We start from the raw sequence: 22990 nt of genomic DNA on the forward strand, positions 1-22990 counted from the left end.
GTGGCGTCACTTGAGGGGAAGGCCGAGGGCGGCCATGAACGGTTGGGGGTCGACGGAGACGCCGTCTTGCAACACCTCGTAGTGGAGATGGCAGCCGAACGAGTGGCCCGTGTTGCCTTCGGCGCCGAGGGAGGTCCCGGCGGCCACGGTGTCGCCGCTGGAGACGCGGAGTGAGCCCCACTCCATGTGCCCGTACAGCGTGATGAGTCCGTCGCCGTGGTCGATGCGCACGGTGTTGCCCCAGCCGGAGAGCGAGCCCGCCGTGATGACGAGGCCCGGGCCGGCTGCGTAGATCGTGGCGCCGCATCCCTGGGACATGTCGTAGCCCTTGTGGTCAGTTGAGCAGTAGCTGCATCCGATCACCGGGTTGTAGCCGAAGCCGCGCCCCTTGAAGTAGTCCCCGGCCTGCGGGTAGCCCCAGTCGCCGTTTGCGACCGGGGCTGGTTGAGTTGCGACCTCGGTGGACTCCTGCGCACCGGCGACCGCGAACGGGATCGCGATGAGCGGCGTCAGGAGCATCCCGCCGGCGAGGACGAGGAAGAGCAGCATCCCGAGTGCGATCCGGCGCCCGGTCCTCGTGTTTGCGAGGGCTGCAGCGGCGGCGACCGGGGCTCCCATGTCAGGGCTCGATCGTTCCGGAGAAGAAGCGGACGACCTTGCAGTCGCCTGCCTGCTGCGCCGTGTCCGGAGTCGGCGTCGACCCTTCGCCGCACAGGACCTGCACGCTTACTCGCACCAGGTCGTCATAGGTCGTCTCGCCGCCGCTACCGTCGGAGCGGGTGTAGGTCAGCACAACGTCGGCCGTTCCGATGCGCATGCTGCCGGTGTTGTCGTCCGGAACGTCCGTGTACTCGATGTCGCCGGTGACGGCGGCGACGACGCGTCCGTCCTCGTTTGCGAGCGAGTCCCATTCCTGTGCGGGGAGCACGACGCTCTGTCGCAGCTCGAGCTGCGACGCCTCCATGTCCGACTGCCGATCCGCTTCCGAGGTGTACCGGGTGTCAGGCGTGAACCACGTGTCGAGGTACGTGAGCCACTCCGTTCGTGTGCCCAGCTGCGTGTCGAAAGTGGATGCCGCCGCCAACGCCGCGCGGATGTAGGTATCGGGGTTTGTCGTGATTGGTTCGGGAACCCACCCCTTGGTACTGACTGATGAGTCAACGACGTCGCCTGCGGGTGACGTGGTGGGCCGAGCCGTTGGTGAGGCGGCGGGTGGAGCGGGCTCCGTCGGAGCCGGCTCGGGAGGTCGTGAAGAGAGCGAGGCGATGACGATTGCCAAGACGCCCAGGAGAAGCACACCCCCGCCGATGATTGCCCACGTGACACCTCGGCGACTGCGACCGTTCGATGACCTCATCGGCCCTCCTGACCATTCAGGACGGCGATGTGGCTCGAACCGATGGGCTTCCGCCGGGCTCGCCGTGGAGGCATCCTATGCTTCAGCAGGGCGCGGCAAAAAGGAGAATCTTCTAATAAAGACGCAGCAGGCATTACCGTACCGCGGCGGGCGTCAATGCCGGTCGCGGGACGATTCGAGGGGAAGACTACGGGGCCTAGGAAGCTGCCGTCTGTAGGCATTTTGGGGGACACGGCCTGGCTAGGGCGCGAGGCGCCCGGCTTAGTTTGTGCCGCTCTGCTTGACATGAGGGAAGCATATAACCGTACACTCCGCATGTGAAGCTTTTTCTGAATCGGTCTTCTGGACGGCCGGGGAGCGGTGCGTCAAACTGGGCAGGTGCCTCGATACGCCCGCCCCGCGAACAGTGACTACGCGGAGGATCCCATCAACGCGCTCGGGAACGTCATGCAGGCCACCATCATTGGTGTCCTGCGAAAGAACCCCGGCCTGACGCGCGCGGAGATCGCCGAGGCGATCGAGCTCCCCAAGATGACGATCGCGAACGGACTCGAGAAACTGATCGACGCTGGGCTGATCATCGCCGACCCGCCGCGGGAAGTCGCGGTGCGCGGACAGCGGGTCCGGTACACGGTCGACGACGCGCGAGTCACGGAGATGGTGATGCGGCTCGAGCAGGTGCTCGGGGAGTTCTAGTTCCCGTTCGCCGCATCGCGCCGACGTCAATCCTCGGGGAACAGCGCTCGCACACACGCGACGGCCGTGCGCTCCGTGCTGCTTGGCCTCTCCTGGTTGGCGGGCGTCAATCGTCGGTGCAAGGTCCGCCAGCGTCCGTCCCTGTATGTCGGGCCTGCAGCTACGAGTCGAGTGCCGTGAGGGAGTCAGGTTCACCGTCGGCTCGCGGTGTGTAGCTCTCAAACACGGCATAGGCGACGATGCGTTCTGCGAGGGAGCCGATGGGGCTACAGCTGGTCATGGTGAGGTATCGGCCGCCCGTTGGCACGTCGGGTTTCTGGGGGACGTCGAGGAGGATGTCGACCTGGGTGGGGACGACGTATTGGTGATTGCGGAAGCGGTAGGTGTACCACCCGTCGCGTGCTTCGATGACGAGCGCGTCTCCGGTCCTGAGTTCGGCGATCCGGTTGAAGGGGGCTCCGAAAGTAGTGCGGTGGCCGGCGAGAGCGAAATTGCCGACTTGGCCGGGCATCTCAGAGTCGGGGTAGTGCCCGACCCGTACCGTGTCGAGGGTGCGAGCTCGGGAGGTCCCGCCGGCGATCTCGAAGACGTAATCAGATCCGAACCTGGGGATGCGCATCATCGCGAAAGTCTCCGCGTCCGCCGGCTGTTCGAGCAGCGGCGGCTCCGCGGGCGTGGGCGTCGCTTCCGTAGGAGTCGGTGGCGCAGTCGGAGTCGGGGGTGTTGATTCTGCAAATTCCTGAGCCCACTGCTCGGAGAGTGCTTGCCCGTCCTCCCGGGCTTGGGCGCCGTAGATCATGTCGCCGATCCATAGCTGCCACGCGACGTAGAGCATGGCGATGATGCCTAGAGTTATGAGGATCTCTCCTGTAACCCCGGCAACGGAGGGAGGTCGACGGCGCGCCGGCGGCGGTGTGCGGTAGTTCGGCCATGGGGCGCCCCGCGGCGACGGTTGAGTGTCCACGTGACCTATCCTCCACCTGATCATTGCTCGGTGGAGCCCGAGATTGCGCGACGAACGCAACTCGTTTGAGCGCCGGACACCCGAGGCTTCGACGTGCCCGTCGCCCGAAAGTATCGCGATTTCGTCGCGATGGCCGCGACATCTGGGTACTCCGTCGATGTGACGCGGTCGTCGGTCTAGATCAAGCTCATGACTGCCCAGCCGAGTAGCGCGACCGTCAGCGCGATGCCAGCCAGGTTCCAGCTACGGCGAATGAGAGGGTCCCTATCACCGGCGATATCGCATTCTGCTTGAAGCGTCTTCACGGCCGCGGAAGTCTCTGCGCCGTCTTCGTGGCCGGGTCGAAGCCGCTCCATGGGGACGACGTTCACTCCACGGTCCACTCCCGTCGATGCGTGAGCTGTCGCAACGACGCTGGCGGACCCGGCGAGCATGACAATCGGTTGGACTCTCGCGCTGTCGAGATGGAACGTCGGCGCGTGCTGACCTGTGACCCGAATGCGGCTGGAGCTGGAGAAGTTGGACGTGCGCAACGGGTTGCGAATCACGTACTCGCCGTTTCGGTACTCAGCCGATGGGTATGCCCAGAAAAGCCATACGACCCACAGCACGATTGCGGCGGGCGCGAGAATCTCCTCGGGCTGTATGCGCGGCGGGAGAGCGAAGACCGATACCGCGAGGAGTCCGAAGATGATGGGCAGTGACACGGCAAGGAGCCCTGCGTACGGAAGTCGGATCTGCCAGTGCATGTGGGCGGGGCCCTCCCAAGTCGGTCCATTATCGAGCGTCGTCGACAAGCACTCCACGACCAACCCCATCGTTCATCGTGTCTACCTCAGTCGTTTGAGTTCCAGAGCAGAAGGCGGTAGTTCCAACCTCGCCGTTCAGCGTCAGATGGACAGTATGCGGCGATGGAATCGACGATTACCGCACCGAACCATCAAATCACCGCCGAGCTAACGACGGACGTACCGCCGGCGACCAACCCAGCGGCTGCACCCCGGGCAAGAGGTCGCAGTCACCACCGGCGGGGTCGCCGGCACCCGCTGGGTCGGCTTCGCCGGTCGTACCGTTGCGGTGCGCGCCGGCACTGCGCTCGGCGGGGTGTACAGCATCGTCTCCGACGACAACGGCACCCCCGTCGTCTACGTTCACAACGCTGACTTAGCGGCCCGTCCGTCCCACACTCGGCTTCTCTTCATCTCCATAACTCATCGTGATTCCTGTGCGTGGTCGGCGGTGCCAACGCAGGGACTGAGCGTTCAGGGCCAGATTTCATTCACTTGGACCGCGCTCTTCGGAGATATTTCGTTGTCAGCACAAGTGACACGGCCGTAACCGCCAGTCCAGCGGACATCGCGACGATGATGGCGAGAAGGATCCCGCTGCTCATTTCGACGACGGCTCCCGTGGCGACGGCGATCATCAGCACTAGTACCGCTATCGAGAAGACGAAGCTTGCCGCCCACAAAACTATGCTCCACCTACGAAGCTGCGTGATCGACATAGTGGGCGCTCCTCCAATAGTTCTATAGCGTCATTCCGGTGAGGGCGTGAAGATCGAATCGGTCACAACTTGACCTGTCACTCTTTCGTCCGTCACGGCCGACTTGCCCTTGTAACGCGTCAGGGTATTCGTCGTCGTCCGATCCTGCGCCGAGATAAGACGGAAAGATAGACCAGAAAAATCGTCGATCGGTGTTGCCGCCACCGAAGTGTTCCTGGGTAGCGCTCACACTCCGCCCGACGAGCGCGCGCAGAACGTCCCAACGAACGCACCCAGGCCCGCGAGGAGGAACAGTCTCACGAGCGCGCGACTGAGTGAGCTCGGGCCGAAGCCGGCCCCAAAGTACGACTCCGCAGAACGCCGCGGGGCGGACGCGAACAAGCTCGAAGCCAGGGTCATCGAACCGATACCGGCAGTCGGGAGCGGCAGCGACGTGGCGACACGGGGTCCGATCCCCGCAATAGCGAACAGCTTGGCGGCATCGAGTAGCGCTAGTCTCCATCAGACCCAGGACGCTTCATTCGGCTTCGGTTCCTGCGTAAGAATCGCGTAAAGACGAACGCCCGCGAGCACTACTGAACGACCACGAATGTCAGGCGTCTTCGCGGCTTGACCTGGGCAATTCCCTCCACACGCATATCAAGCGATATGCCCCACCGTGCTCTCCTGCCTGGCGCAAAGTGCTCAGTTGCGTCCCATTTGCGTCCCGAAGGCGGAGGGGTGCCATCCCTCCGCTTTTCATGGAGTGACGCACCTCGAGACCGGGGTGCGATGAAGGGCCGTAACCACCGATCGCGTATTCAGTCGCTTGTTCCGCCGTTGATCTGTGGACAGCGGGTTGCTATGGAGTCAGTGGTCCCCGAGGGTGCTTGGAGCACGTTGAACGTTGCGGTGTTCCAGGTAGAGCGTCGGAACGCAGAGGCGGGTGGCGACGCGGCGGTCCACGTCGATGATCAATTCCCCGACGGCGCTCGCGCTGTCCTTCTCGGCCAGTCGCACGGCGAGTTTGTTGGCGGTTGTCCGCGCGTCGAGCATCCGGTATCGGTCGTGTTGGCGGCCCCAGATCGGCAGATCGAGCGGGAACGCCAGGCGGACAGCGAACGGGTGGCGGACTACTTCCGCGGACTGGTACGGAGCGAGCACGCCGGATTCGATGCGGACACGTGTTGCGTCCACGTAGGACGATTCCTTACCGGTTCCCCGGTCTCTGACAACATAAGACGAGTGGTTCGGTTCAGCGTGAACGTCCCACAGTGACTCGTCGCCACCGAGCTGCACGACCGCCTCGCACTGGAACGTCCGCACGAACCGCCAATCGGTCAGGACCGCCACTGCCTGCATGAGCTCCGCGCACATCGCGCCAACGCTAGCGCGTGGGAACGCCCATCACCACGCCATTCGATCCCGGATCTGGCCCTCGCCGATCTCTCAGAGCCGCTGGCTTGCGATCAGCGGACGTGCTCGCGAATGACACGACAGAGGGAGCGGATGTTCTTCGTCGGCGCGAGTGTCGATGGGTATATCCGACGACGACCGTCGAGGAGCCAGAACGCGACGGTCCTGACAGATCCCACGAATGGAAGGGCTCCGACATCGACTCCGACCGCACCAGCGTATCGCTCCATCGTGACGCGGGCGATGCACTCGAGCGGCGCGGCTTAGGTGTGCTGCCGCGGCAGGACCTACCGGAAGGCTGAGCTGTTCCGCTAAACAGACCGCCATGCGGGCGAGTATCGTCACCGCATGCGAGGAATGTCTGTCGGATTGGCGACCGCGACGATCGTCTCTGGCGTGCTTCTGCTTGCGGCCGTCATCATGTTCGTCGTGGCAAGTCCGACGGGGACGGCGTCGTTCGGTTGGTTCGCCTACCAGCCGCTCGCCGGCGCGGCCTACTTCCCTGGTTCGCTTGTCATTCTGACCCCGCTCATGGTGACAGCGATTGTCGTCGGTGTCGTCGGTCTCGTGGGTGTCGCCGCGATCGGTGGGTACGTGCTCGGTCGACGCCGCCGATCTGCCTCGTAGCGAATCTCCGCTGCGGGTGTCCCCGGCGCGCGTCGGTCAATCACTCCGCGATGTGTAGGCGTCCTTGGTAGCGTCGGCGGCGTGACGGGCTCGCCGACAGACGGAAGCGCCAGAGGCGGCACCGACGGTCGGGTTGTGCATGGCCCGGAGGCGGCGATCGCCGTGCTTTCAGGGGCGTCTCTGGCATTCATCCTCGCGAAGTTTTCGCTTGGTTTGGCTCGCGAGACGCTCCACTTCAATTGTTCCTGGGGGATCGGTGGCGAGTGGGGCGTCGATGGGACGTGGGCGTGCGCCGACGGCATCGGGTACCTGTTCGTCGCTGTGATCCTTGGTGGCATGTCGGCGCTGCTGTGCCTGGTCGGGCTGCTCACCGCCGTGACGCGGCCGTCGCGTGGGCGGTCGGTCGTGTTCGTCTCATTCGCGGCGGTGTCGCTGGTGTGGGTGGGCTGGTGGACCTACTACGCGGCAACCGCGTACACCGGTCCCCGACCCGAGGGCGAAACCGGGATCGGCGTATGGGCGGTCGCCGTGCTTCCCGCGCTCTTGCTCAGTGCGGTCGGTCTGCTGTCGGCCGGCGTGGGGGCCCTCACTCGGCACCGTTGGTCGCTATGGGTGCTGTGGGGCGCGATCGCCCTCATCGTCGCAGGTACCGTTGTGCAGCCTGGGATCGGCGTAGCGTCGATGGTTTCCGCCGGCCTCCTGGTCGCGGCTGGGGCCGGCCGACGTGGCTTGGGGGACGGGCTCCGCGGCTGACCGTCGGTAGCTGGCAATCGCCTGACTTACCTCCTGCATATTATCGTGACGGGAATATACTCCCGGTGTGGATGTCGTTGCGAGGGAAGTGTCGAAGGAAGTGTCGTTTTGGATCCTGGTCGCCTTATCGGGGGGCCGTAAGCACGGTTACGCGGTGCTTCGGGATGCGGAGTTGTTGAGCGCTGCGCAGGGCGATGCCGTTGTTCTGAAGGTGCCGACTCTGTATGCGGCGCTTGAGCGGTTGGCGCGGTTGGGGTTGGTCGTCGCGGCGGGTGAGGAGGTGGTCGATGGGCGGGCGCGTCGATACTTCGAGGTATCCGCCGCGGGGATGGAGGGACTGCAGGCCGAGGTGGGAAGGCTGGAAGCTCGGGCGCGAGCGGCGCGGACGGTGATGGCGACTCCAGCGGCGGGGGCGGCTGCGGAGAAGGTTCATGCGTAGCGGGTGTGTGGGCAGGTATCGCCGGGCGCTGCGGTGGTACCCACGAGATTGGCGTGTTGCGAACGAGGAGGTTGTTCTCGCGACGCTTCTTGACGTGGATGACGCCCGTGGGGTGGCGGGTCCGTCGTCGGCGGAGTTGTGGGAGATCCGCCGTGACGGGTTGCGTCGCCGGTTCGCGCGCTGGTGCCGCGAGGATGGGCGGCGCCGTGCTTTCGGGTTCGCGGCGATGGCGGCGGGGGTGTGTGTCGTCGGCGTGTACTCGGTGGCAGGCCTGGTCGCCGCGCACGCCAGCGACGACACGGCTTCGGGCGAGTATGAGGCGGTCGACGCTGTGGCGACGTCCTTCCATGATTATCAGCGAACTATTCAGGCGACGCTGGGAGGCTTCGCAGACTGCGTGAGCGAGGCGGGTTTCGCTGCAGTCATCGAGGAGCAGCCGTTCAACGACGGCATTGGCGTCAGTTTCCCGAACCACGGGTCGCAGGATCAGCAACAGTTCGATTCCGCGACCGATGAGTGTTGGAGGGCCGTGCCTGCGGTGACTGCGCCGTGGGGGGACGCGGCCTTTCGAAGCGACGCCTACGCGTGGATCTCGGGGCGCTATGACTGCATCGTCGAGGCGGGCTTCATGCTGCCTTCTCGCATGAGTGAGGAGGAGTTCACGCGAGACCTGGACGAACGCGGAGTGCCGGGTTGGGACCCGGTCAGCGACGCGGTCGACCGGCTCGGCGGCGAGCACGTCAGTCAAGCAGCGGTGCTCGAAGCATGCCCCTCCGACATCGACTACACCGAGCAGTAGGGTCCGCTGCTGTGTGACGCTCGATGGTCAATCCAGACGTGGAACGATGCCTTCGCCGGCGACTGCGCGATCCCGACGGAGAAGCATGGCATTGGCGCCGCCTTCGTTTCGTGTTCGAGGACTCAGCTTTCGCTACCGTTAGGAAGACGGGTCAAGATTGGCTGGGAAAGGATGGCGATGGCTCCGCGTAGCGCGCCGAGGTTCGCTGGCCTCGTCATCGCATCTGCCGGTGTTGTCATCGCTCTAGCGAGCTTGTCGTTCTTAGTTCTGTTCTCGCCAGAGGACCAGGTTGGACGCTTTCCCGGGCCGATCGGCTTCTGGGCGCCCGCGATGATTCTCCTAGGCGTCGCCGTTGCGGCCGCCGGCATTGTCATCCAGGTACGGGAGTCCCGGGTGAAGAAGTAGTCAGTCCACTGCGCTCCGAGTTGCACCGTGCCCGAGAGCAACCGGCGTCCCTCGCTGATCGTGCGTCCCAATTGCGTCCAGTTGATCGCCCGCGAACCCCTCTGAACGCTCAGGTAAGCCGCCGCGAACCCCGTCATATCAACGCAAGCGTCGCTCAACGCCAAAGAGCATTCCTCTGAAGATGGGGTTCAAATCCCTCCGTCTCCGCCGTGTGATGTCTCCGGACATTGTGAACGGATGAACCCCCGGTTTCGGAGGTTCATCGTGCTTGCGCTGGTGTCCGCGGGTGGGGTCGATGGTGGAGCTGGCGAGGATTTCGCCGCTGCTGCGGGCGCTGATGATGGCGTGGTCGTTGTGGATCAGGACGATGATCTCGGTGCGGGCGTGGGCTCTGCGGACGACCACCGCCTCCAGCTGACGCCACCGAACCGGTCAGGCGTCGTGAAAGAGTTCGCGCTGCTAGCGTGAGTGCGGAAACGGGTGGGGGAGCGCACATGTCGGTGGGACTTCTGGCGGTCGTCGACGACATCCTGAGCGCGGCGCTGAAAGCCAGTGCGAAGACAGCCGGTGTGGTGATCGACGACGCCGCCGTCACCCCGCAGTACGTGCAGGGCATCACGCCGGCGCGCGAGCTGCCCGTGGTGTGGAAGATCGCGCTCGGGAGCCTCGTCAACAAGTTCGTGATCATCATCCCGATTGCGCTCGTGCTGACGGCGTTCGCGCCCTGGGTGCTCCCGTACCTGTTGATCCTCGGCGGGGGATTCCTGTGCTTCGAGGGTGCGGAGAAGGTGCTGGAGTGGTTCGGCCTGCACCACGGTCCGGCCGAGGACGGCCCGCGAGACGAGGGCAAGCTCGTTTTCGGAGCGGTGCGCACCGATCTCATCCTCAGCACCGAGATCATGCTCATCGCCCTCACCAGCCTCGACCCGGGTCTGGATATCTGGATGACCCTTGCCGCCCTGCTCGTGATCGGGCTCGGGATGACGGCGCTCGTCTACGGCGCGGTCGCGCTGCTGGTCAAGATCGACGACGTCGGCCTGCGCCTGATGAAGAGCTCGCGTCCCGGAATCCGGCGCACCGGCGCCCGCGTGGTCGCATCCATGCCGACGGTCTTCCGTGTGATCGGCATCATCGGCACCGTCGCGATGCTGTGGGTGGGCGGACATCTGCTCATCGAGAACCTGGGTGAGACGTTCTGGACCGGACCGTACGACCTCGTGCACGCGGCGACCCATCTCATCGAGGGCGCCGGCGTCGTCGTGGTGTGGATCGCCGATACGGCGATGTCAGCGGTATTCGCGCTGGCCGTCGGTCTCGTGATCGCCGGCATCGTGCTGGCCGTCTCCCGCCTCCGACGGCGTGAGCCGGTGCACGCCGACTGAGCCCGTCCCGGTGCGTCGGCTACACCCGGCGGTACGTGGCGGTGACCGGACAGTCGAACGGGTCGCGGGCGGCGAGCCCGACGCGGTTGAGGTAGGCGATGACGATCGCGTACGAGCGCCACAGTGTGGTTTCGGTGTAGGGAACGTCGAGCGTGCGGCAGTGCTCTCGCACGATCTGCCGTGCCTGCGCGAGGTGCGGACGCGGCATGTTGGGGAACAGGTGGTGCTCGACCTGATAGTTCAGTCCACCCATGAGCCAGGTCGCCCACCATCCGCCGGAGACGTTCCGAGAGGTGCGCACCTGCTTGCTGAAGAAGTCGAGCTTTGCGTCCGGGTCGATCACCGGCATGCCCTTGTGATTCGGTGCGAACGAGGCGCCCATGTAGACACCGAAGACCGCCAGCTGCACCCCGAGGAAGGCGAAGGCCATTCCGATCGGCAGGAAGATGAACACCGGTGTCCAGATGAGGGCGAATCGCGCGAGGAGGAGCGCGATCTCCCACCCGCGATTCTTGACCGGGTCGCGGCCGACCAGGTGACGGAACGCGAGCGCGTGCAGGTTGAGTCCTTCCAACGTCAGAAGCGGGAAGAACAGCCGCCCCTGGCGACGTGTGATCGCTCGGCGGAGGCCCCGGGCCTGGGCGGCGTCAGTATCGAGGAAGGAGATGGTGTCGACGTCGATGTCGGGGTCCTTCCCGACGCGGTTCGGGTTCGCATGGTGGCGCGTGTGCTTGGTCGCCCACCACGAGTAGCTCATGCCCACGACGCCGTTGCCGAGGATGAGGGCGAGGGTGTCGTTCGCGGGCCCGGTCTTGAGGATCTGACGATGCGCGGCCTCGTGCGCCAGGAAGGCGACCTGTGTGAAGAGGATGCCGAGGGCTCCGGCGATGAGCAGCTGGAACCAGCTGTCGCCGAGAAGAATGAATCCGGTGATGCAGCCCCCGAGTGCGAGCGCCAGCGCGGTTCCGACGAGGCCGTAGAACCAGCGGGTTCGAGCGAGGAGCCCGCTCTCGCGCACGACCTGCGACACGTCGGTGTACGCGCGTGCGATCGGGGGGAAGTCGGCGGTGCGGGCGTACGTCTGCCTGACGGGTCCCAGACGGGATGCAGCGGTGGAGGAGATGGCCCTACCTGCGTTTCGATCGCGACCCTGTCGGCCGATGAAGCCAACGGCGGTCGCCGAACGCTGAGGGCAACGCTACGGGGTGTCGTATCCGGGCGGCGGAATACGGCGGTACTCCCAGGTGCCGGTCAGGCTCTGCCGACGACACCCGGGAAGGCGTGCCGTCAGAGGGGGCGGATGTTCGCGGCCTGCATGCCCTTGGGCCCGCGCTCCGCGTCGAACTCGACCTTCTGGTCCTCTCGCAGTTCCTTGAACCCGTTGCCGGTGATCGCGCTGTAGTGCGCGAACAGGTCGGCGGAACCATCGTCGGGGGCGATGAAGCCGTATCCCTTGTCGGCGTTGAACCATTTCACGGTGCCAGTGGCCATCGTGTTCTTCCTTCTCGTGTGCCGGCCGCGTGAGCGGCCGAGGATGTGCGGCCTCCGAGTGAGACCGCGACGGGTGTGGTGGGTGGTTGTGGGTCGTCGCGTGGGGGGCGCAGCGGATGCGGCGACGGCAGCGCGGGCGAGAGGCTCGCTGGGGTAACGTCCGAGGTCGTCGCCCCGGGCGTTCTGCGCTTCGTATCGCCCGCCGGACGACGAGGCGACGAATCCGGCGTACTCGCCGGAGCGCGTCGCGACGTGGACGCCATCGTCGGCCTGCGCCCAGGTCAGGACGGGTGAGGGTGCGTGTGAGGAAAGAGGAGCCGCGAGCGCGGCGGAAGAAGAAGACAAGAGAACTTTCGAAGAGTGCGACGGCCCAGAATCCGATGGATCCGCGGACAGAACGTCACCTGCGCTGGTGCGTCGAGGGCGTCGCGAGAACAAGAAGAGATGCCCGATCGGGAATTTCCATGGTATCAGTCACGGAGATGGTCGGCGCAACACCTTGCCCGGATACGGCTGGGCCCCGCGAAGCGGGCGGTCGATGACCGAGCGAGCCTTGTCCAGTGCCTCGGCGAACTCCGCCTCCGCCGTGGAGCCGATGATGATGCCCCCGCCAACGTCGAGCCGGTAGTGGCCGTCTGCCCCCCAGAGGGTGCGGATGATCACCGAGAAGTCGGCTTGCCAGGCGTCGAACCAGCCGAGCGCACCGGCGTAGAGATGCCGATCGCCGGGCTCGACCTCCCGGATCAGCTCCATCGTGCGCCGCTTGGGCGCCCCGGTCATGGACCCGGCGGGAAAGACCGCGCGAAGCGCATCGACCGGTGTCGTTCGCTCTTCCAGGTCACCTTCGACGACCGTGACGAGCTGGTGCACCCCGCGGTAGGACTCCACGCCCATGAGCTGGGTGACGGCGACCGATCCGCCTCGGCACACCCGGCCGAGGTCGTTGCGGACGAGGTCTGTGATCATCAGGTTCTCGCGGCGGAACTTCTCATCCGTAGCCAGGCGCCATCGCGCGAGGGCGTCGCGCTCGGGATCCGGGTCGCGGGGGAGCGTGCCCTTGATGGGGCGCACCTCCGCACGGCCGTCTGCTCCCACGCGCAGCATCCGCTCCGGGGAGGCCGACAGAACGATGTGCTCGTCGTGCCGCAGATATGCGGCGTAGGGCGCGGGGCTACGCGCCCGCATCGCGAGGTAGTGATCGAGCGGGTCTCCCGGGATCGTGTAGCGCAGCGGGAAGGTGAGGACGGCCTCGTATGTGTCGCCCGCCCGCAGGGCTTCGTCGAGACGGTCGAACGCCTCCACGTACGCAGCCCACGGCGAGTCCGTCTCCGCGACGATCGGTCCGAGTTCGGTTCCGGGATGCCGGGCCTCCGTGGCCGCATCCAGAAGCGCCCGCACGCCGTCTGATCGTGCCACCGAACCCGCGCCGTAGCGCACCGTGCGCTCGAAGTGATCGAAGACCACGACGCGATCGATGCGCAGGAAGAAGCCGTCTGCCGGGGAACCCACCTGCGTCGATTCGATGATCTCCTGGGTGTCGTAGCCGGCGACGCCGACCCAGGATCCCACCGCGGGAGTCTCGGACTCCCCGCCGGGACTCTCCCCGCCGAGCTCGCGCAGGCGGCCGAGGAAGTCGCGTCGAGCGACAGCTTGCGCGCCGGGCGTCTCGTGCTCGGGTCCACCGACGACCACGCTGGTGTCGTCGTCGTCCAGGTAGCCCATGACGGAGTATCGCCCCGACCATTCGCGGCGATCGGCGCTGTCGAGCCAGAAGGCGCGCCGTCGTCCGCGAAGCATCAGGGGTGCGAGGTCGACCGGCTCGACCCACCGGGGGTACAGCACCAGCGTTCCCCGATCGGGGGTGCGGGGGGGGTTCGGCGCCGTGCCAGGGGCATCGGCGCCGTCGAGCGAGACGCCGGCTCGCGTCAGGAAGTTCGCGATCATCCTCGCGCCGTCTTCGGTGAGGATCGATTCCGGGTGGAACTGCACACCGAGGTGGGGGAGATGCCGGTGCTCGACGGCCATGACGAGGCCGTCGGGCGTGCGCGCCGTCACGCGCAGGACGCCCGGCACGTCGCGGGAGGCGAGCGAGTGGTAGCGCACGACGTGCACGTCGTCGTGAACGCCCTGGAAGACACCCGTGCCGTCGTGTTCGAGGCGGCTGAGCACGCCGTGGGCCGGTTCGACCCGCTCGATGCTGCCGCCGTGCGCTGCGACGAGGCCCTGGTGGCCGAGGCATACGCCGAGGATCGCGCGCTCCCGCCGTCGGAAGAGGGCCAGGCATCGTCCGAAGTGGGGTTCCGTCAACGGGTGCCCGGGGCCGGGGGAGACGATGATGGCCGCGTACGCGGACTCGTCGTCGACATCGAAGTCGTCGATGGCGACGACGTCGGGTCGCATCTCCGTCAGACGGTCGACGAGCTGGACGAGATTGAAGGTGTAGGAATCGTGGTTGTCGACGATCAGGACGGGCGCACGGCCGTCGTCGCCGGTCATGAGGACGGTGTCGGTGAACTCGCCCGATCCCGAGCCTCGAGGCGGACGATCACCGATTTCGAGGTCGGTGTGTTGCTCACGTCGGCGACGGACTCGAGGGGAACCAGCACATTCGTCTCAGGATAGTAGGCCGCGGCATTCCGCCGGGGCGTGGGGTAGGCCACGATGCGGAACGCCTCTGCGCGGCGCTCGCGCACGGAGCCGTCGGGTGCCGTCCACTCGGAGACGAGATCCACCATGTCTCCGACGGCGAAGCCCATGTCCGCGACATCTTCGGGATGGATGAGAACGACGCGTCGGCCGCCGTAGACGCCGCGATAGCGGTCGTCTTTGCCGTAGATCGTGGTGTTGTACTGATCGTGGGACCGGAGCGTCTGCAGCAGGAGGCGTCCCGGGGGGATGCGGGGGTACTCCAGCGAGTTGGCGGTGAAGCGCGCCTTCCCGTCGACCGTCGCGAACCGGCGACCATCGCGCGGGCCGTTCGGCAGGAAGAAGCTGCGACCCTTCTGGATGCGTTCCTCGTACTGCTCGAAACCGGGGACGACCTTCGCGATATGCGCACGGATCAGCGCATAGTCGGACTCCATGGCGCCCCAGTCGGCACGCGGAGTCCCGTTCGATCCGGCGCCATCTGCCTCGAACAGCGCCGCGCACAGCCTCGCGAGGATCGCCACCTCGCTCAGAAGATCCTTCGACGGGGGCGCGAGCCGGCCGCGCGACGCGTGCACCGCGCCCATCGAGTCCTCCACCGTGACGCGCTGATCGCGACCGCCGCGGCGGTCGCCGTCGGTGCGGCCGAGCGTGGGAAGGATGAGCGCTCGGCGGCCGGTCACCGCGTGGGACCGGTTGAGCTTGGTGGACACCTGTACCGTCAAGCCCACGCGGGTCATCGCCTCCTCGACGACGCCGGTGTCCGGCGTGGCGGAGACGAAGTTGCCACCCATGCACATGAAGACGTCCACGCGCCCGTCGCGCATGGCGCGGATGGCCTCGACCGTGTCGTACCCGTGCTCACGGGGCGGGGAGAACGAGAACTCCTCGCCCAGCGCGCGAAGGAAATCTTCCGAGGGCTTCTCGTAGATCCCCATGGTGCGATCGCCCTGCACATTGGAGTGCCCGCGCACGGGGCACACACCGGCGCCGGGGCGGCCGATGTTCCCCTGCAGGAGGAGGACGTTGACGACGTCGCGCAGCGTCGCGACGGAATGCTTGTGCTGGGTCAGCCCCATCGCCCAGCACACGATCGTCGACCGCGACATGCGCACCGCTTCGCCGACGCGTCGGATCTCGTCTTCGGCGAGGCCGCTCGCGACCTCCAGGTCGGTCCACGAGACGTCGTCGATGAGCGCACGGAAGGCGTCGATCCCGCTCGTGTGAGCGGCGATGAACTCGTGATCGAGGACGCCGCCGGTGGCGCTCTCGGCCTCGAGGAGGTGTTTGGCGATGCCGTGGAAGAGCGCCTGGTCGCCGCCGAGTCGCACCTGGACGAAATCATCGGCGATGGCCGTGCCGCCGAGGAGCGCCCCGCGAACCGTCTGCGGATTCTCGAAGCGCAGCAGACCCGCCTCCGGGAGCGGGTTGATCGCGATGATCCGCGCACCCCGGTGCTTCGCCTTCTCGAGTGCGGAGAGCATCCGAGGGTGATTCGTGCCGGGGTTCTGACCGGCGACGATGAGCAGGTCGGCTTGATGGATGTCCTCGATGGAGACGGTTCCCTTGCCGATGCCGATCGTCTCGGTGAGCGCCGAGCCGCTGGACTCGTGGCACATGTTCGAGCAGTCGGGAAGGTTGTTCGTGCCGATCCCGCGGACCAGGAGCTGATACAGGAAGGCGGCCTCGTTCGAGGTGCGGCCGGACGTGTAGAAGACGGCCCGGTCGGGTTCGTCCAACGCAGCAAGGGCGTCGGAGACGATCTCCAGCGCCGCGTCCCAGCTGATGGGGCGGTAGTGGGTGTCTCCCTCCTCCCGGTACACCGGCTCGGTGAGGCGCCCCTGCTGCCCCAGCCACCAGTCGTCGTGCGCGCGCAGCTCGGCCACGGAGTGATCGGCGAAGAAGTCGGCGCCGACGCGGCGGACGGTGGCTTCTTCGGCGACCGCCTTCGCGCCGTTCTCGCAGAATTCCGCGAGGTGACGCTTGTCCTCCTCCGGCCACGCGCATCCCGGGCAGTCGAAGCCGTCCTTCTGGTTCACCCGCGAAAGCGTGCGCAGCGATCGCACCGTCCCCATCTGCTGCTGCGAGATCTGCAGCGCGTGGAGGACGGCGGGAATCCCCACCGCTTTGCTCTTGCGGTCGGAGACGCGCAGGCGGGATTCGTCGATGTCGGAGGCAGGAGGCTTCTTCGCCATGTCGTCATCGTCGCACACGCCCGCAATACCGGGGTGCGTCCCCACAGCGCGGGGCTCGTGCCACGGGTGTGCGGGTCAGGTCGTGGACGCCAGCGCCTGATCGATGTCGGCGAGCAGGTCGTCGACGCCTTCGATGCCGACCGACAGCCGCACCAGGGTCTCGGGCACGGCGAGTTCGGTGCCGCGCACCGAGGCGTGGGTCATCGCGTCTGGGTAGTTCAACAGCGACTCGACGCCGCCCAGCGACTCGGCGAGGGTGAACAGCTTCGTCGCCTCGGAGAAGGCCCGCGCCTGCGCGCCGGTAGCGAGGTCAAGCGAGACGATCCCCCCGAAGCCCGTCATCTGGGTCGCTGCGATGTCGTGGCCCGGATGCGAGGGCAGTCCGGGGTAGTGCACCGCGGTCACGCGCGGGTCGTCGACAAGCGCCTCCGCGATGCGCTGGGCGTTGGTGCTGTGGCGCTCCATGCGGATGCCGAGCGTCTTGATGCCACGCGTGGTGAGCCAGGCATCGAGCGGCCCCGAGACGGCGCCGGCGGCGAACTGCAGGAACTTCGTCTTCTCGTGGACGTCGGCGTCGGAGGTCATGATCGCGCCGCCGACGACATCCGAGTGCCCGCCGAGGTACTTGGTCGCCGAGTGCACCACGACGTCGGCGCCGAGAGCGAGCGGGCGCTGCAGTGCCGGAGTCGCGAAGGTGTTGTCGACGACGAGCAGGGCGCCGACCTCATGGGCGGACCGCGCGAGCGCGACGATGTCGGTGACCCGCAGCAGCGGGTTGCTCGGCGTCTCCACCCAGACCAGCTTCGGGGTCGTCTCCGACAGCGCCTGCTCGACGGCGCTCGGGTCGCTGAGGTCGGCGACGCGCACCGTCACGCCCCAGGGGACGAGGATCTTCGAGATCAGGCGATACGTTCCGCCGTAGGCGTCGTTTCCGAGGAGGATCTCATCGCCCGGGCGCAGCACCCCGCGCAGCAGCGCGTCTTCCGCCGCGAGGCCCGACGCGAAAGACAGGCCGAAGTCGGCGCCCTCGATCGCGGCGAGCTGCCGCTCCAGCGCCGTGCGGGTGGGGTTGCCGGCGCGCCCGTAGTCGTAGCCGTCGCGCAGGTTGCCGATGCCGTCCTGCACGAACGTCGACGAGAAGTGGACCGGGGGGATCACGGCGCCGCTGGTGGCATCCGGCTCCTGACCGGCGTGCACGGCGAGGCTGTTGAAGTCGCGGGCGAGGGGAGAGCTCATGGGGTGTCCTCGGGGTCGGTGTCATCGGATGACGGCAGGTGGGCGGCGAGCCACGCGTCGTCGAAGAGCTTGTTGAGATAGCTGCGGCCGCCGTCGGCCAGGAGCACCACGACGACGGCCTCTTCCGGAAGGTCGCGCGCGGTGCGGAGGGCGGCGACGACGGCCATGCCGCTCGAGCCGCCGACGAGCAGGCCCTCCTCGGTGGCGAGGCGCCGCGTCATCTCGAACGATTCCGCGTCGGAGACGCGCTCGAAGCCGTCGACGGCGTCGGGGTCGAAATTCGGCGGGATGAAGTCTTCGCCCACCCCCTCCACGAGGAAGCCGTGCACGGGGCCGCCGGAGTAGATCGAGCCGACCGGATCCGCGCCGATGATCTGCACGCGGCCGTCGGAGACCTCGTGCAGGTAGCGGCCGGTTCCCGAGATGGTGCCCGCGGTGCCGACGCCGGCGACGAAGTGCGTCACCCGGCCGTCGGTGTCGCGCCAGATCTCCGGCCCCGTGGTCTCGTAGTGACTGCGGGGGGCGGCCGGGTTGGAGAACTGGTCGGGCTTGAATGCGCCGGGGATCTCCCGCGCGAGTCGATCGGAGACGGAGTAGTAGGAGTCGGGGTGCTCCGGCGGCACCGCCGTCGGGACCTCGACGATCTCGGCGCCATAGGCGCGCAGGGTGGCGACCTTGTCGCCGGCGAACTTGTCGGGCACGACGCAGATCATGCGGTAGCCGCGCTGCTGGGCGACGATCGCCAGGGCGACCCCGGTATTGCCGCTGGTCGGTTCGACGATGGTGCCGCCGGGCTTCAGCAGACCCGCGCGCTCGGCATCGTCGATCATGGCGACCGCGATGCGATCCTTCGCCGAGCCCCCCGGATTGAGATATTCGACCTTGGCGAGAACGGTGGCGCGGATGCCCTCGGTCACCGACGTGAGGCGGACGAGCGGGGTGTTGCCGATGAGCTCGGCGATCGATTCGGCGTAACGCACGGAGGATCCTGGAGTGTCGTGTCCGCGCACGGTCGCGCGGAGGATGGGTCGTCGAAGGAGCGCGTATGCGCTACAGACAACAGTGACACGTCGAGAACATCCCGGCTATTCTGCGCCGCCGGTGCCTCGCCTGGCGAACTGTGTGTCGTCATATGACGACACACAGCTCTCAGCGGTCCAGCGACTGGAACCGGCGCACCGACAGCGGCACGAAGACGAGGAACATGCCGGCCGTGAAGATCAGCACATAGACGACCGGATGCTCCAGCGGCCACGAGCCGATCGAGGCCGCACTGCTCGGCGCGTTGCCGAACAGCTCGCGGACCGCCTGCACGAGCGCCGAGACCGGGTTCCACTCGGCGAAGACCCGAAGGGGGCCCGGCAGGTTCTCGCTGGGGACGAAGGCGTTGGAGATGAAGGTGGCCGGGAAGAGGATGAGGAAGGACGCATTGTTGATGACCTCGGGGCTGCGCACCAGGATGCCGAGGAAGGCCATGACCCACGAGAACGCGTAGGAGAACAGTGCCAACAGTCCGACGCCGATCACGAAATCCACCGCCGAGGACTCCACGCGCCATCCGACCGCGAGTCCGGTGAGCATCATGACCACGAGCGAGAGCACGTTGATCACGAGGTCGCCGAGCGTTCGGCCGATGAGCACCGCCGACGGGTTCATCGGCAGGGTGCGGAACCTGTCGATGATGCCGTCTTTGAGGTCCTGCGCCATCGCGGAGCCGGAGTACGTGGAGCCGAACACCATCGTCTGCGCGAAGATGCCGGCCATGAGGAACGACGTGTAGTCCTCGCCCGGCACGTCGATCGACGATCCGAACACGAAGGTGAACAGCAGCACGAACATGATCGGCTGGATGAGCGTGAACACGAGGATGTCGGGAACGCGCACGATCTTCTTGATGTTGCGCCAGGTCGCGACGTAGCCGTCGGAGGGGAAACGAGACAGCGGCGAACCGGGGAGTGGTTCGAGGGTGCTGCGAGCCGGGCGTTCGGTGCCGTGCCCGGTGCCGTGGCCGGTGGTGGTCATGCCGCCGTCTCCTCGTCGTCGCCCTCGGCGGCATGGCCGGTCAGCTGCAGGAAGACATCGTCGAGCGTGGGGCGCCGCATGCCGGCGTCGTGCAGGGTGATGCCGGCATCCGCCGCGTCGGTGATGATGCGCGCGAGGGCGTCTGCGCCGTCGGCGACGGGTGCGACGACCGTGCGTTCGCCGTCGGTCGCGATCGGGCCCGTGCCGTAGCGCTGCAGGATCTCGCGTGCCGGCGCCACCTGGGCGTCGTCGACCACCGTGACGGCGACGCGCTGTCCGCCGACGGAGGCCTTGAGCTGGTCGGCGGTGCCCTCGGCGATCACGCGGCCGGCGTCGATGATCGAGATCGAGTCGGCGAGGCGGTCGGCCTCCTCGAGGTACTGCATGGTCAGCAGCACCGTGGTGCCGCCGTCGACGAGGGACTCGATGACATCCCACAGCGCCAGGCGGCTGCGGGGATCGAGCCCCGTCGTCGGTTCATCAAGGAAGAGCACGGGCGGATTGATCACGAGGGCGCCGGCGAGGTCGATGCGCCGCCGCATGCCGCCGGAGAACCCCTTGACGGGACGGTTCTGCGCCTCGACCAGGTCGAACAGCTCGATGAGCTCCCGGGCGCGACGCGTCGCTTCACGGCGCCCCAGGTGGTAGAGCAGACCGACCATGAGCAGATTCTCGAACCCGGTCAGGTTCTCGTCGACGGCGGCGTACTGGCCGCTCGCGCCGCTCATGCGCCGGATCGCCTGGGGGTCGGCGAGCACGTCGACCCCGTCGAACGTGGCTGAGCCGGAATCGGGCCGTATCAGGGTGGTGAGCACCTTCACGGTCGTCGTCTTGCCGGCGCCGTTGGGACCGAGGAGGGCCGCGACGGTCCCCTCGGGGACGGACAGGTCGAGTCCGTCGAGGGCGCGCAGCACGGGCGCGCCCTCGGGTCGGTACGTCTGAACGAACTCTCTCGTGAGGTGTTCAGGCCTTGCGGGACTCCTCGAGGAGCTCCGGGTGGTGGATGGCCGCCACGTCGGGGTGGGCGCGCAGCCGCGACTTCAGCTGGTTCTCGCCGTACGTGCCGTGGATGACGTTGTCGGGGTCCTGCTCGATGCCGCGGGAGGTCGACCGGTACTGCTCGTCGATGTCGAGACGGGGCATCTGCACCGCGAGCGCGGGGTTGAAGAACAGGGGCACCGATATGCGCTCGGTGCCTTCGGCGGGAGCGATGACCCGGTGCACCGTCGCGCGCAGGTATCCGTCGGTCGCCCACTCCAGCAGCTCCCCGATGTTGACGATGAGGGCGCCCTCGACCGGGGGCACGTCGTGCCATTCCCCCTCGTACTCCACCTGGAGCCCGCCGGCGCCCGGCTCGATCCACAGCAGCGTCAGCACGCCGGCATCCTTGTGCTTGCCGACGCCCTGGCGAGAGGGCGCGTCGTCCGGCACGCCCGGGTAGCGAACGATCTTGAGGTGGGTCTGCGGGTCCTCGGCGAAGAGGTCCAGCAGGGTGTGCGGCTCCGCGCCGAGTGACTGCGCCCACGCCTCGAGCAGGCGGCGCCCGATCGCGGTGAGCGTCTCGGACCACTCCTCGACCACCTCGCGCAGCTCGGGGAGCGCGCTCGGCCACAGATTCGGTCCTTCGAGGACGACGTAGGCCGGGTCCTCCGGGCCGCGCTCGATCGGCTCACGACCGGGACCGATGTCGATCTGCTCGCGCCAGTCGACCTGACCCTGCGTCAGCTCGCCGCCGAGGCGGGCGTACCCGCGGAAGTGCGGTGAGGTGAGGTTCTCGATCTCGAGCTTGGCCTCGTCGGGCAGGGCGAAGAACGCGCGAGAGGTCGTCAGCAGGCGCTCCTGCAGCTCGTCGGGGATGCCGTGTCCGACGAGGCTGAAGAAGCCCACCTCGTGGGTGGCGCGACGCAGCTCGGCGCGGAAGCGGTCGGCGGCTTCGGGGCCGTCGTCCAGCAGGGAAAGATCGAGGACGGGAACGGGGGAGTCGGTCATGACGACGAAAATAAGCCGTCACCGGACGCGGGTGGCGAATTATGTCGTCATGGAGGGCGCTGGAGGCCTCATCCTCGTCACGGAGCGCCGCCGACGCGCTCCGCCGGGCGGCAAGATGTCGTTAACCCGTTCGCCACGACACGTTGACAGGATCCCGAATCATGGAAGACCTGCGGACCCAGAGCCTGCGCGAGTACATCGAGCACCTCCGCGAGAGCGGCTACTCCGTCGCGAACGGGCACACACCCGACCCGGACCTGATCGATCCCGAGGGGAATCCGGTCTACACGTGGCAGGAGGGCTATCCCTACGCCGAGCGCATGGATCGCGACGAGTACGAGATCGAGAAGTACCGGCTGCAGGTGGAGCTGTTGAAGTTCCAGTACTGGCTCGAAGACACCGGCGGACGCGCCATGATCCTCTTCGAGGGGCGTGACGCGGCGGGAAAGGGCGGCACCATCAAGCGCTTCACCGAGCACCTGAACCCCCGCTCCTCGCGGGTGGTCGCCCTCACGAAGCCGACCGAGCGCGAGCAGGGCCAGTGGTACTTCCAGCGCTATGCAAAGCACTTTCCGAGCGCGGGTGAGATCGTCATGTTCGACCGCTCCTGGTACAACCGTGCCGGCGTCGAACGCGTCATGGGCTTCTGCTCCGACGAGGAGTACGAGACCTTCATGGATCAGGCGCCGACCTTCGAGAAGATGCTGATCGACAGCGGCATCCACCTCACGAAGTTCTGGTTCTCGGTCTCGCGCACCGAGCAGCGCACGCGCTTCGCCATGCGTCAGCTCGATCCGGTGCGCCAGTGGAAGCTGTCGCCGATGGACATCGCCTCGCTCGACCGGTGGGAGGACTACACCGCTGCGAAGGAGGAGATGTTCCGCCGCACCGACAAGAAGCACGCGCCGTGGACGATCGTGCGCTCGAACGACAAGAAGCGCGCGCGACTGAACGCGATGCGGTTCTTCCTGAACCAGTTCGACTACGAGGGCAAGGATCACGACGTGATCGGCGAACCCGACCCGCAGCTGGTGATGCGCGGCAAGCAGGAGACCGCCGACGAGTGATGCGCGGCGCGCCGTTCAGG

At 66.9% G+C, this 22990-nt stretch carries 23 protein-coding genes and 1 pseudogene; 8 read left to right on the top strand and 16 right to left on the bottom strand.

Features of this window, described 5'->3' with window-relative positions; translation table 11 throughout:
* Positions 1 to 6: 6 nt before the first annotated feature.
* Positions 7 to 618, bottom strand: coding sequence for a M23 family metallopeptidase (locus tag IM777_RS02940; protein WP_194384589.1), 612 nt, complete (start codon positions 616 to 618; stop codon positions 7 to 9).
* Between the two features lies 1 nt (position 619).
* On the bottom strand, positions 620 to 1084 hold the full coding sequence (locus tag IM777_RS02945; RefSeq protein WP_194384590.1) for a hypothetical protein: 465 nt from the start codon (positions 1082 to 1084) through the stop codon (positions 620 to 622).
* A gap of 651 nt (positions 1085 to 1735) precedes the next feature.
* Between IM777_RS02945 and IM777_RS02950 the strand changes: the two genes are divergently transcribed.
* The gene (locus tag IM777_RS02950; protein ID WP_194384591.1) at positions 1736 to 2053 is read left to right on the top strand and encodes a winged helix-turn-helix transcriptional regulator; all 318 of its coding nucleotides are present in this window, start codon (positions 1736 to 1738) and stop codon (positions 2051 to 2053) included.
* A 160-nt stretch (positions 2054 to 2213) separates the two neighbouring features.
* On the opposite strand, the gene IM777_RS02955 is transcribed toward IM777_RS02950, so the two are convergent.
* From IM777_RS02955 to IM777_RS02975, 5 genes are all read right to left on the bottom strand, one after another.
* Complete coding sequence (locus tag IM777_RS02955) at positions 2214 to 3017, bottom strand: class E sortase (RefSeq protein ID WP_228480929.1); 804 nt, start codon at positions 3015 to 3017, stop codon at positions 2214 to 2216.
* A 176-nt stretch (positions 3018 to 3193) separates the two neighbouring features.
* Complete coding sequence (locus IM777_RS02960) at positions 3194 to 3724, bottom strand: hypothetical protein (protein WP_194384593.1); 531 nt, start codon at positions 3722 to 3724, stop codon at positions 3194 to 3196.
* 572 nt (positions 3725 to 4296) lie between these two features.
* On the bottom strand, positions 4297 to 4524 hold the full coding sequence (locus IM777_RS02965) for a hypothetical protein (RefSeq protein WP_194384594.1): 228 nt from the start codon (positions 4522 to 4524) through the stop codon (positions 4297 to 4299).
* A gap of 30 nt (positions 4525 to 4554) precedes the next feature.
* Positions 4555 to 4728 carry a hypothetical protein gene (locus IM777_RS02970; protein WP_194384595.1) on the bottom strand — a complete coding sequence of 58 codons (174 nt, stop codon included), beginning with the start codon at positions 4726 to 4728 and terminating at the stop codon, positions 4555 to 4557.
* A 645-nt stretch (positions 4729 to 5373) separates the two neighbouring features.
* The gene (locus IM777_RS02975; protein ID WP_194384596.1) at positions 5374 to 5880 is read right to left on the bottom strand and encodes a hypothetical protein; all 507 of its coding nucleotides are present in this window, start codon (positions 5878 to 5880) and stop codon (positions 5374 to 5376) included.
* Between the two features lie 387 nt (positions 5881 to 6267).
* On the opposite strand from IM777_RS02975, the gene IM777_RS02980 reads away from it, so the two are divergent.
* The 6 genes from IM777_RS02980 to IM777_RS03005 all read left to right on the top strand — a co-directional run bounded on the left by IM777_RS02980 (position 6268) and on the right by IM777_RS03005 (position 10324).
* Positions 6268 to 6546, top strand: coding sequence for a hypothetical protein (locus IM777_RS02980; protein WP_194384597.1), 279 nt, complete (start codon positions 6268 to 6270; stop codon positions 6544 to 6546).
* Between the two features lie 213 nt (positions 6547 to 6759).
* Positions 6760 to 7299 (top strand): hypothetical protein, encoded by a 540-nt coding sequence (locus IM777_RS02985; protein ID WP_194384598.1) that lies wholly within the window; start codon positions 6760 to 6762, stop codon positions 7297 to 7299.
* Positions 7300 to 7366: 67 nt separating this feature from the next.
* Complete coding sequence (locus IM777_RS02990) at positions 7367 to 7738, top strand: PadR family transcriptional regulator (protein ID WP_228480930.1); 372 nt, start codon at positions 7367 to 7369, stop codon at positions 7736 to 7738.
* A 112-nt stretch (positions 7739 to 7850) separates the two neighbouring features.
* Positions 7851 to 8537: a hypothetical protein gene (locus IM777_RS02995; protein WP_194384599.1), complete on the top strand. Its 687-nt coding sequence runs from the start codon at positions 7851 to 7853 to the stop codon at positions 8535 to 8537.
* Between the two features lie 669 nt (positions 8538 to 9206).
* On the top strand, positions 9207 to 9410 hold the full coding sequence (locus tag IM777_RS03000) for a hypothetical protein (protein ID WP_176759385.1): 204 nt from the start codon (positions 9207 to 9209) through the stop codon (positions 9408 to 9410).
* A gap of 26 nt (positions 9411 to 9436) precedes the next feature.
* Complete coding sequence (locus tag IM777_RS03005) at positions 9437 to 10324, top strand: DUF808 domain-containing protein (protein ID WP_071044022.1); 888 nt, start codon at positions 9437 to 9439, stop codon at positions 10322 to 10324.
* A gap of 19 nt (positions 10325 to 10343) precedes the next feature.
* Here IM777_RS03005 and IM777_RS03010 read toward each other — a convergent pair whose 3' ends face one another.
* The 9 genes and pseudogenes from IM777_RS03010 to IM777_RS03050 form a co-directional block, all read right to left on the bottom strand.
* The gene (locus IM777_RS03010; RefSeq protein WP_071044021.1) at positions 10344 to 11447 is read right to left on the bottom strand and encodes a fatty acid desaturase family protein; all 1104 of its coding nucleotides are present in this window, start codon (positions 11445 to 11447) and stop codon (positions 10344 to 10346) included.
* 164 nt (positions 11448 to 11611) lie between these two features.
* Positions 11612 to 11815: a cold-shock protein gene (locus tag IM777_RS03015; RefSeq protein WP_071044020.1), complete on the bottom strand. Its 204-nt coding sequence runs from the start codon at positions 11813 to 11815 to the stop codon at positions 11612 to 11614.
* A gap of 474 nt (positions 11816 to 12289) precedes the next feature.
* Entirely contained in the window at positions 12290 to 14311 is a 2022-nt protein-coding gene (locus IM777_RS03020) for a chorismate-binding protein (RefSeq protein ID WP_071044019.1), read from the bottom strand.
* A complete protein-coding gene (locus tag IM777_RS03025) occupies positions 14308 to 16656 on the bottom strand; it encodes an FdhF/YdeP family oxidoreductase (RefSeq protein WP_071044018.1) in 2349 nt (782 codons plus the stop codon). Before IM777_RS03025 ends, IM777_RS03020 begins: the two co-directional genes overlap by 4 nt.
* Positions 16657 to 16731: 75 nt before the next feature.
* The gene (locus IM777_RS03030; protein WP_194384600.1) at positions 16732 to 17892 is read right to left on the bottom strand and encodes a cystathionine gamma-synthase; all 1161 of its coding nucleotides are present in this window, start codon (positions 17890 to 17892) and stop codon (positions 16732 to 16734) included.
* A gap of 38 nt (positions 17893 to 17930) precedes the next feature.
* Positions 17931 to 18872 (bottom strand): annotated as a pseudogene (locus IM777_RS03035) (PLP-dependent cysteine synthase family protein); the annotation flags it as partial.
* A 169-nt stretch (positions 18873 to 19041) separates the two neighbouring features.
* The gene (locus IM777_RS03040; protein WP_194384602.1) at positions 19042 to 19914 is read right to left on the bottom strand and encodes an ABC transporter permease; all 873 of its coding nucleotides are present in this window, start codon (positions 19912 to 19914) and stop codon (positions 19042 to 19044) included.
* Positions 19911 to 20828, bottom strand: coding sequence for an ATP-binding cassette domain-containing protein (locus tag IM777_RS03045; protein WP_228480931.1), 918 nt, complete (start codon positions 20826 to 20828; stop codon positions 19911 to 19913). The genes IM777_RS03040 and IM777_RS03045 overlap by 4 nt, the downstream gene beginning before the upstream one ends.
* 49 nt (positions 20829 to 20877) lie before the next feature.
* Positions 20878 to 21903, bottom strand: a complete 1026-nt coding sequence (locus tag IM777_RS03050; RefSeq protein ID WP_194384603.1) for an isopenicillin N synthase family dioxygenase — start codon at positions 21901 to 21903, stop codon at positions 20878 to 20880.
* A gap of 161 nt (positions 21904 to 22064) precedes the next feature.
* Between IM777_RS03050 and ppk2 the strand changes: the two genes are divergently transcribed.
* Entirely contained in the window at positions 22065 to 22970 is a 906-nt protein-coding gene (gene ppk2 / locus IM777_RS03055) for a polyphosphate kinase 2 (RefSeq protein WP_194384604.1), read from the top strand.
* Positions 22971 to 22990 lie beyond the last annotated feature (20 nt).

Origin of the sequence: Microbacterium luteum, assembly GCF_015277875.1 — a bacterium.
Classification (GTDB): Bacteria; Actinomycetota; Actinomycetes; order Actinomycetales; family Microbacteriaceae; genus Microbacterium; species Microbacterium luteum.

Excerpts from the sequence above, each read along its gene's own strand:
- IM777_RS02940 (WP_194384589.1), bottom strand. The coding sequence starts at position 618 with ATGGGAGCCCCGGTCGCCGCCGCTGCAGCCCTCGCAAACACGAGGACC.
- IM777_RS02965 (WP_194384594.1), bottom strand. The coding sequence starts at position 4,524 with ATGTCGATCACGCAGCTTCGTAGGTGGAGCATAGTTTTGTGGGCGGCA.
- IM777_RS02975 (WP_194384596.1), bottom strand. The coding sequence starts at position 5,880 with ATGTGCGCGGAGCTCATGCAGGCAGTGGCGGTCCTGACCGATTGGCGG.
- IM777_RS02980 (WP_194384597.1), top strand. The coding sequence starts at position 6,268 with ATGCGAGGAATGTCTGTCGGATTGGCGACCGCGACGATCGTCTCTGGC.
- IM777_RS03005 (WP_071044022.1), top strand. The coding sequence starts at position 9,437 with ATGTCGGTGGGACTTCTGGCGGTCGTCGACGACATCCTGAGCGCGGCG.
- IM777_RS03015 (WP_071044020.1), bottom strand. The coding sequence starts at position 11,815 with ATGGCCACTGGCACCGTGAAATGGTTCAACGCCGACAAGGGATACGGC.
- IM777_RS03020 (WP_071044019.1), bottom strand. The coding sequence starts at position 14,311 with ATGACCGGCGACGACGGCCGTGCGCCCGTCCTGATCGTCGACAACCAC.
- IM777_RS03025 (WP_071044018.1), bottom strand. The coding sequence starts at position 16,656 with ATGGCGAAGAAGCCTCCTGCCTCCGACATCGACGAATCCCGCCTGCGC.
- IM777_RS03030 (WP_194384600.1), bottom strand. The coding sequence starts at position 17,892 with ATGAGCTCTCCCCTCGCCCGCGACTTCAACAGCCTCGCCGTGCACGCC.
- IM777_RS03040 (WP_194384602.1), bottom strand. The coding sequence starts at position 19,914 with ATGACCACCACCGGCCACGGCACCGGGCACGGCACCGAACGCCCGGCT.
- IM777_RS03050 (WP_194384603.1), bottom strand. The coding sequence starts at position 21,903 with ATGACCGACTCCCCCGTTCCCGTCCTCGATCTTTCCCTGCTGGACGAC.
- ppk2 (WP_194384604.1), top strand. The coding sequence starts at position 22,065 with ATGGAAGACCTGCGGACCCAGAGCCTGCGCGAGTACATCGAGCACCTC.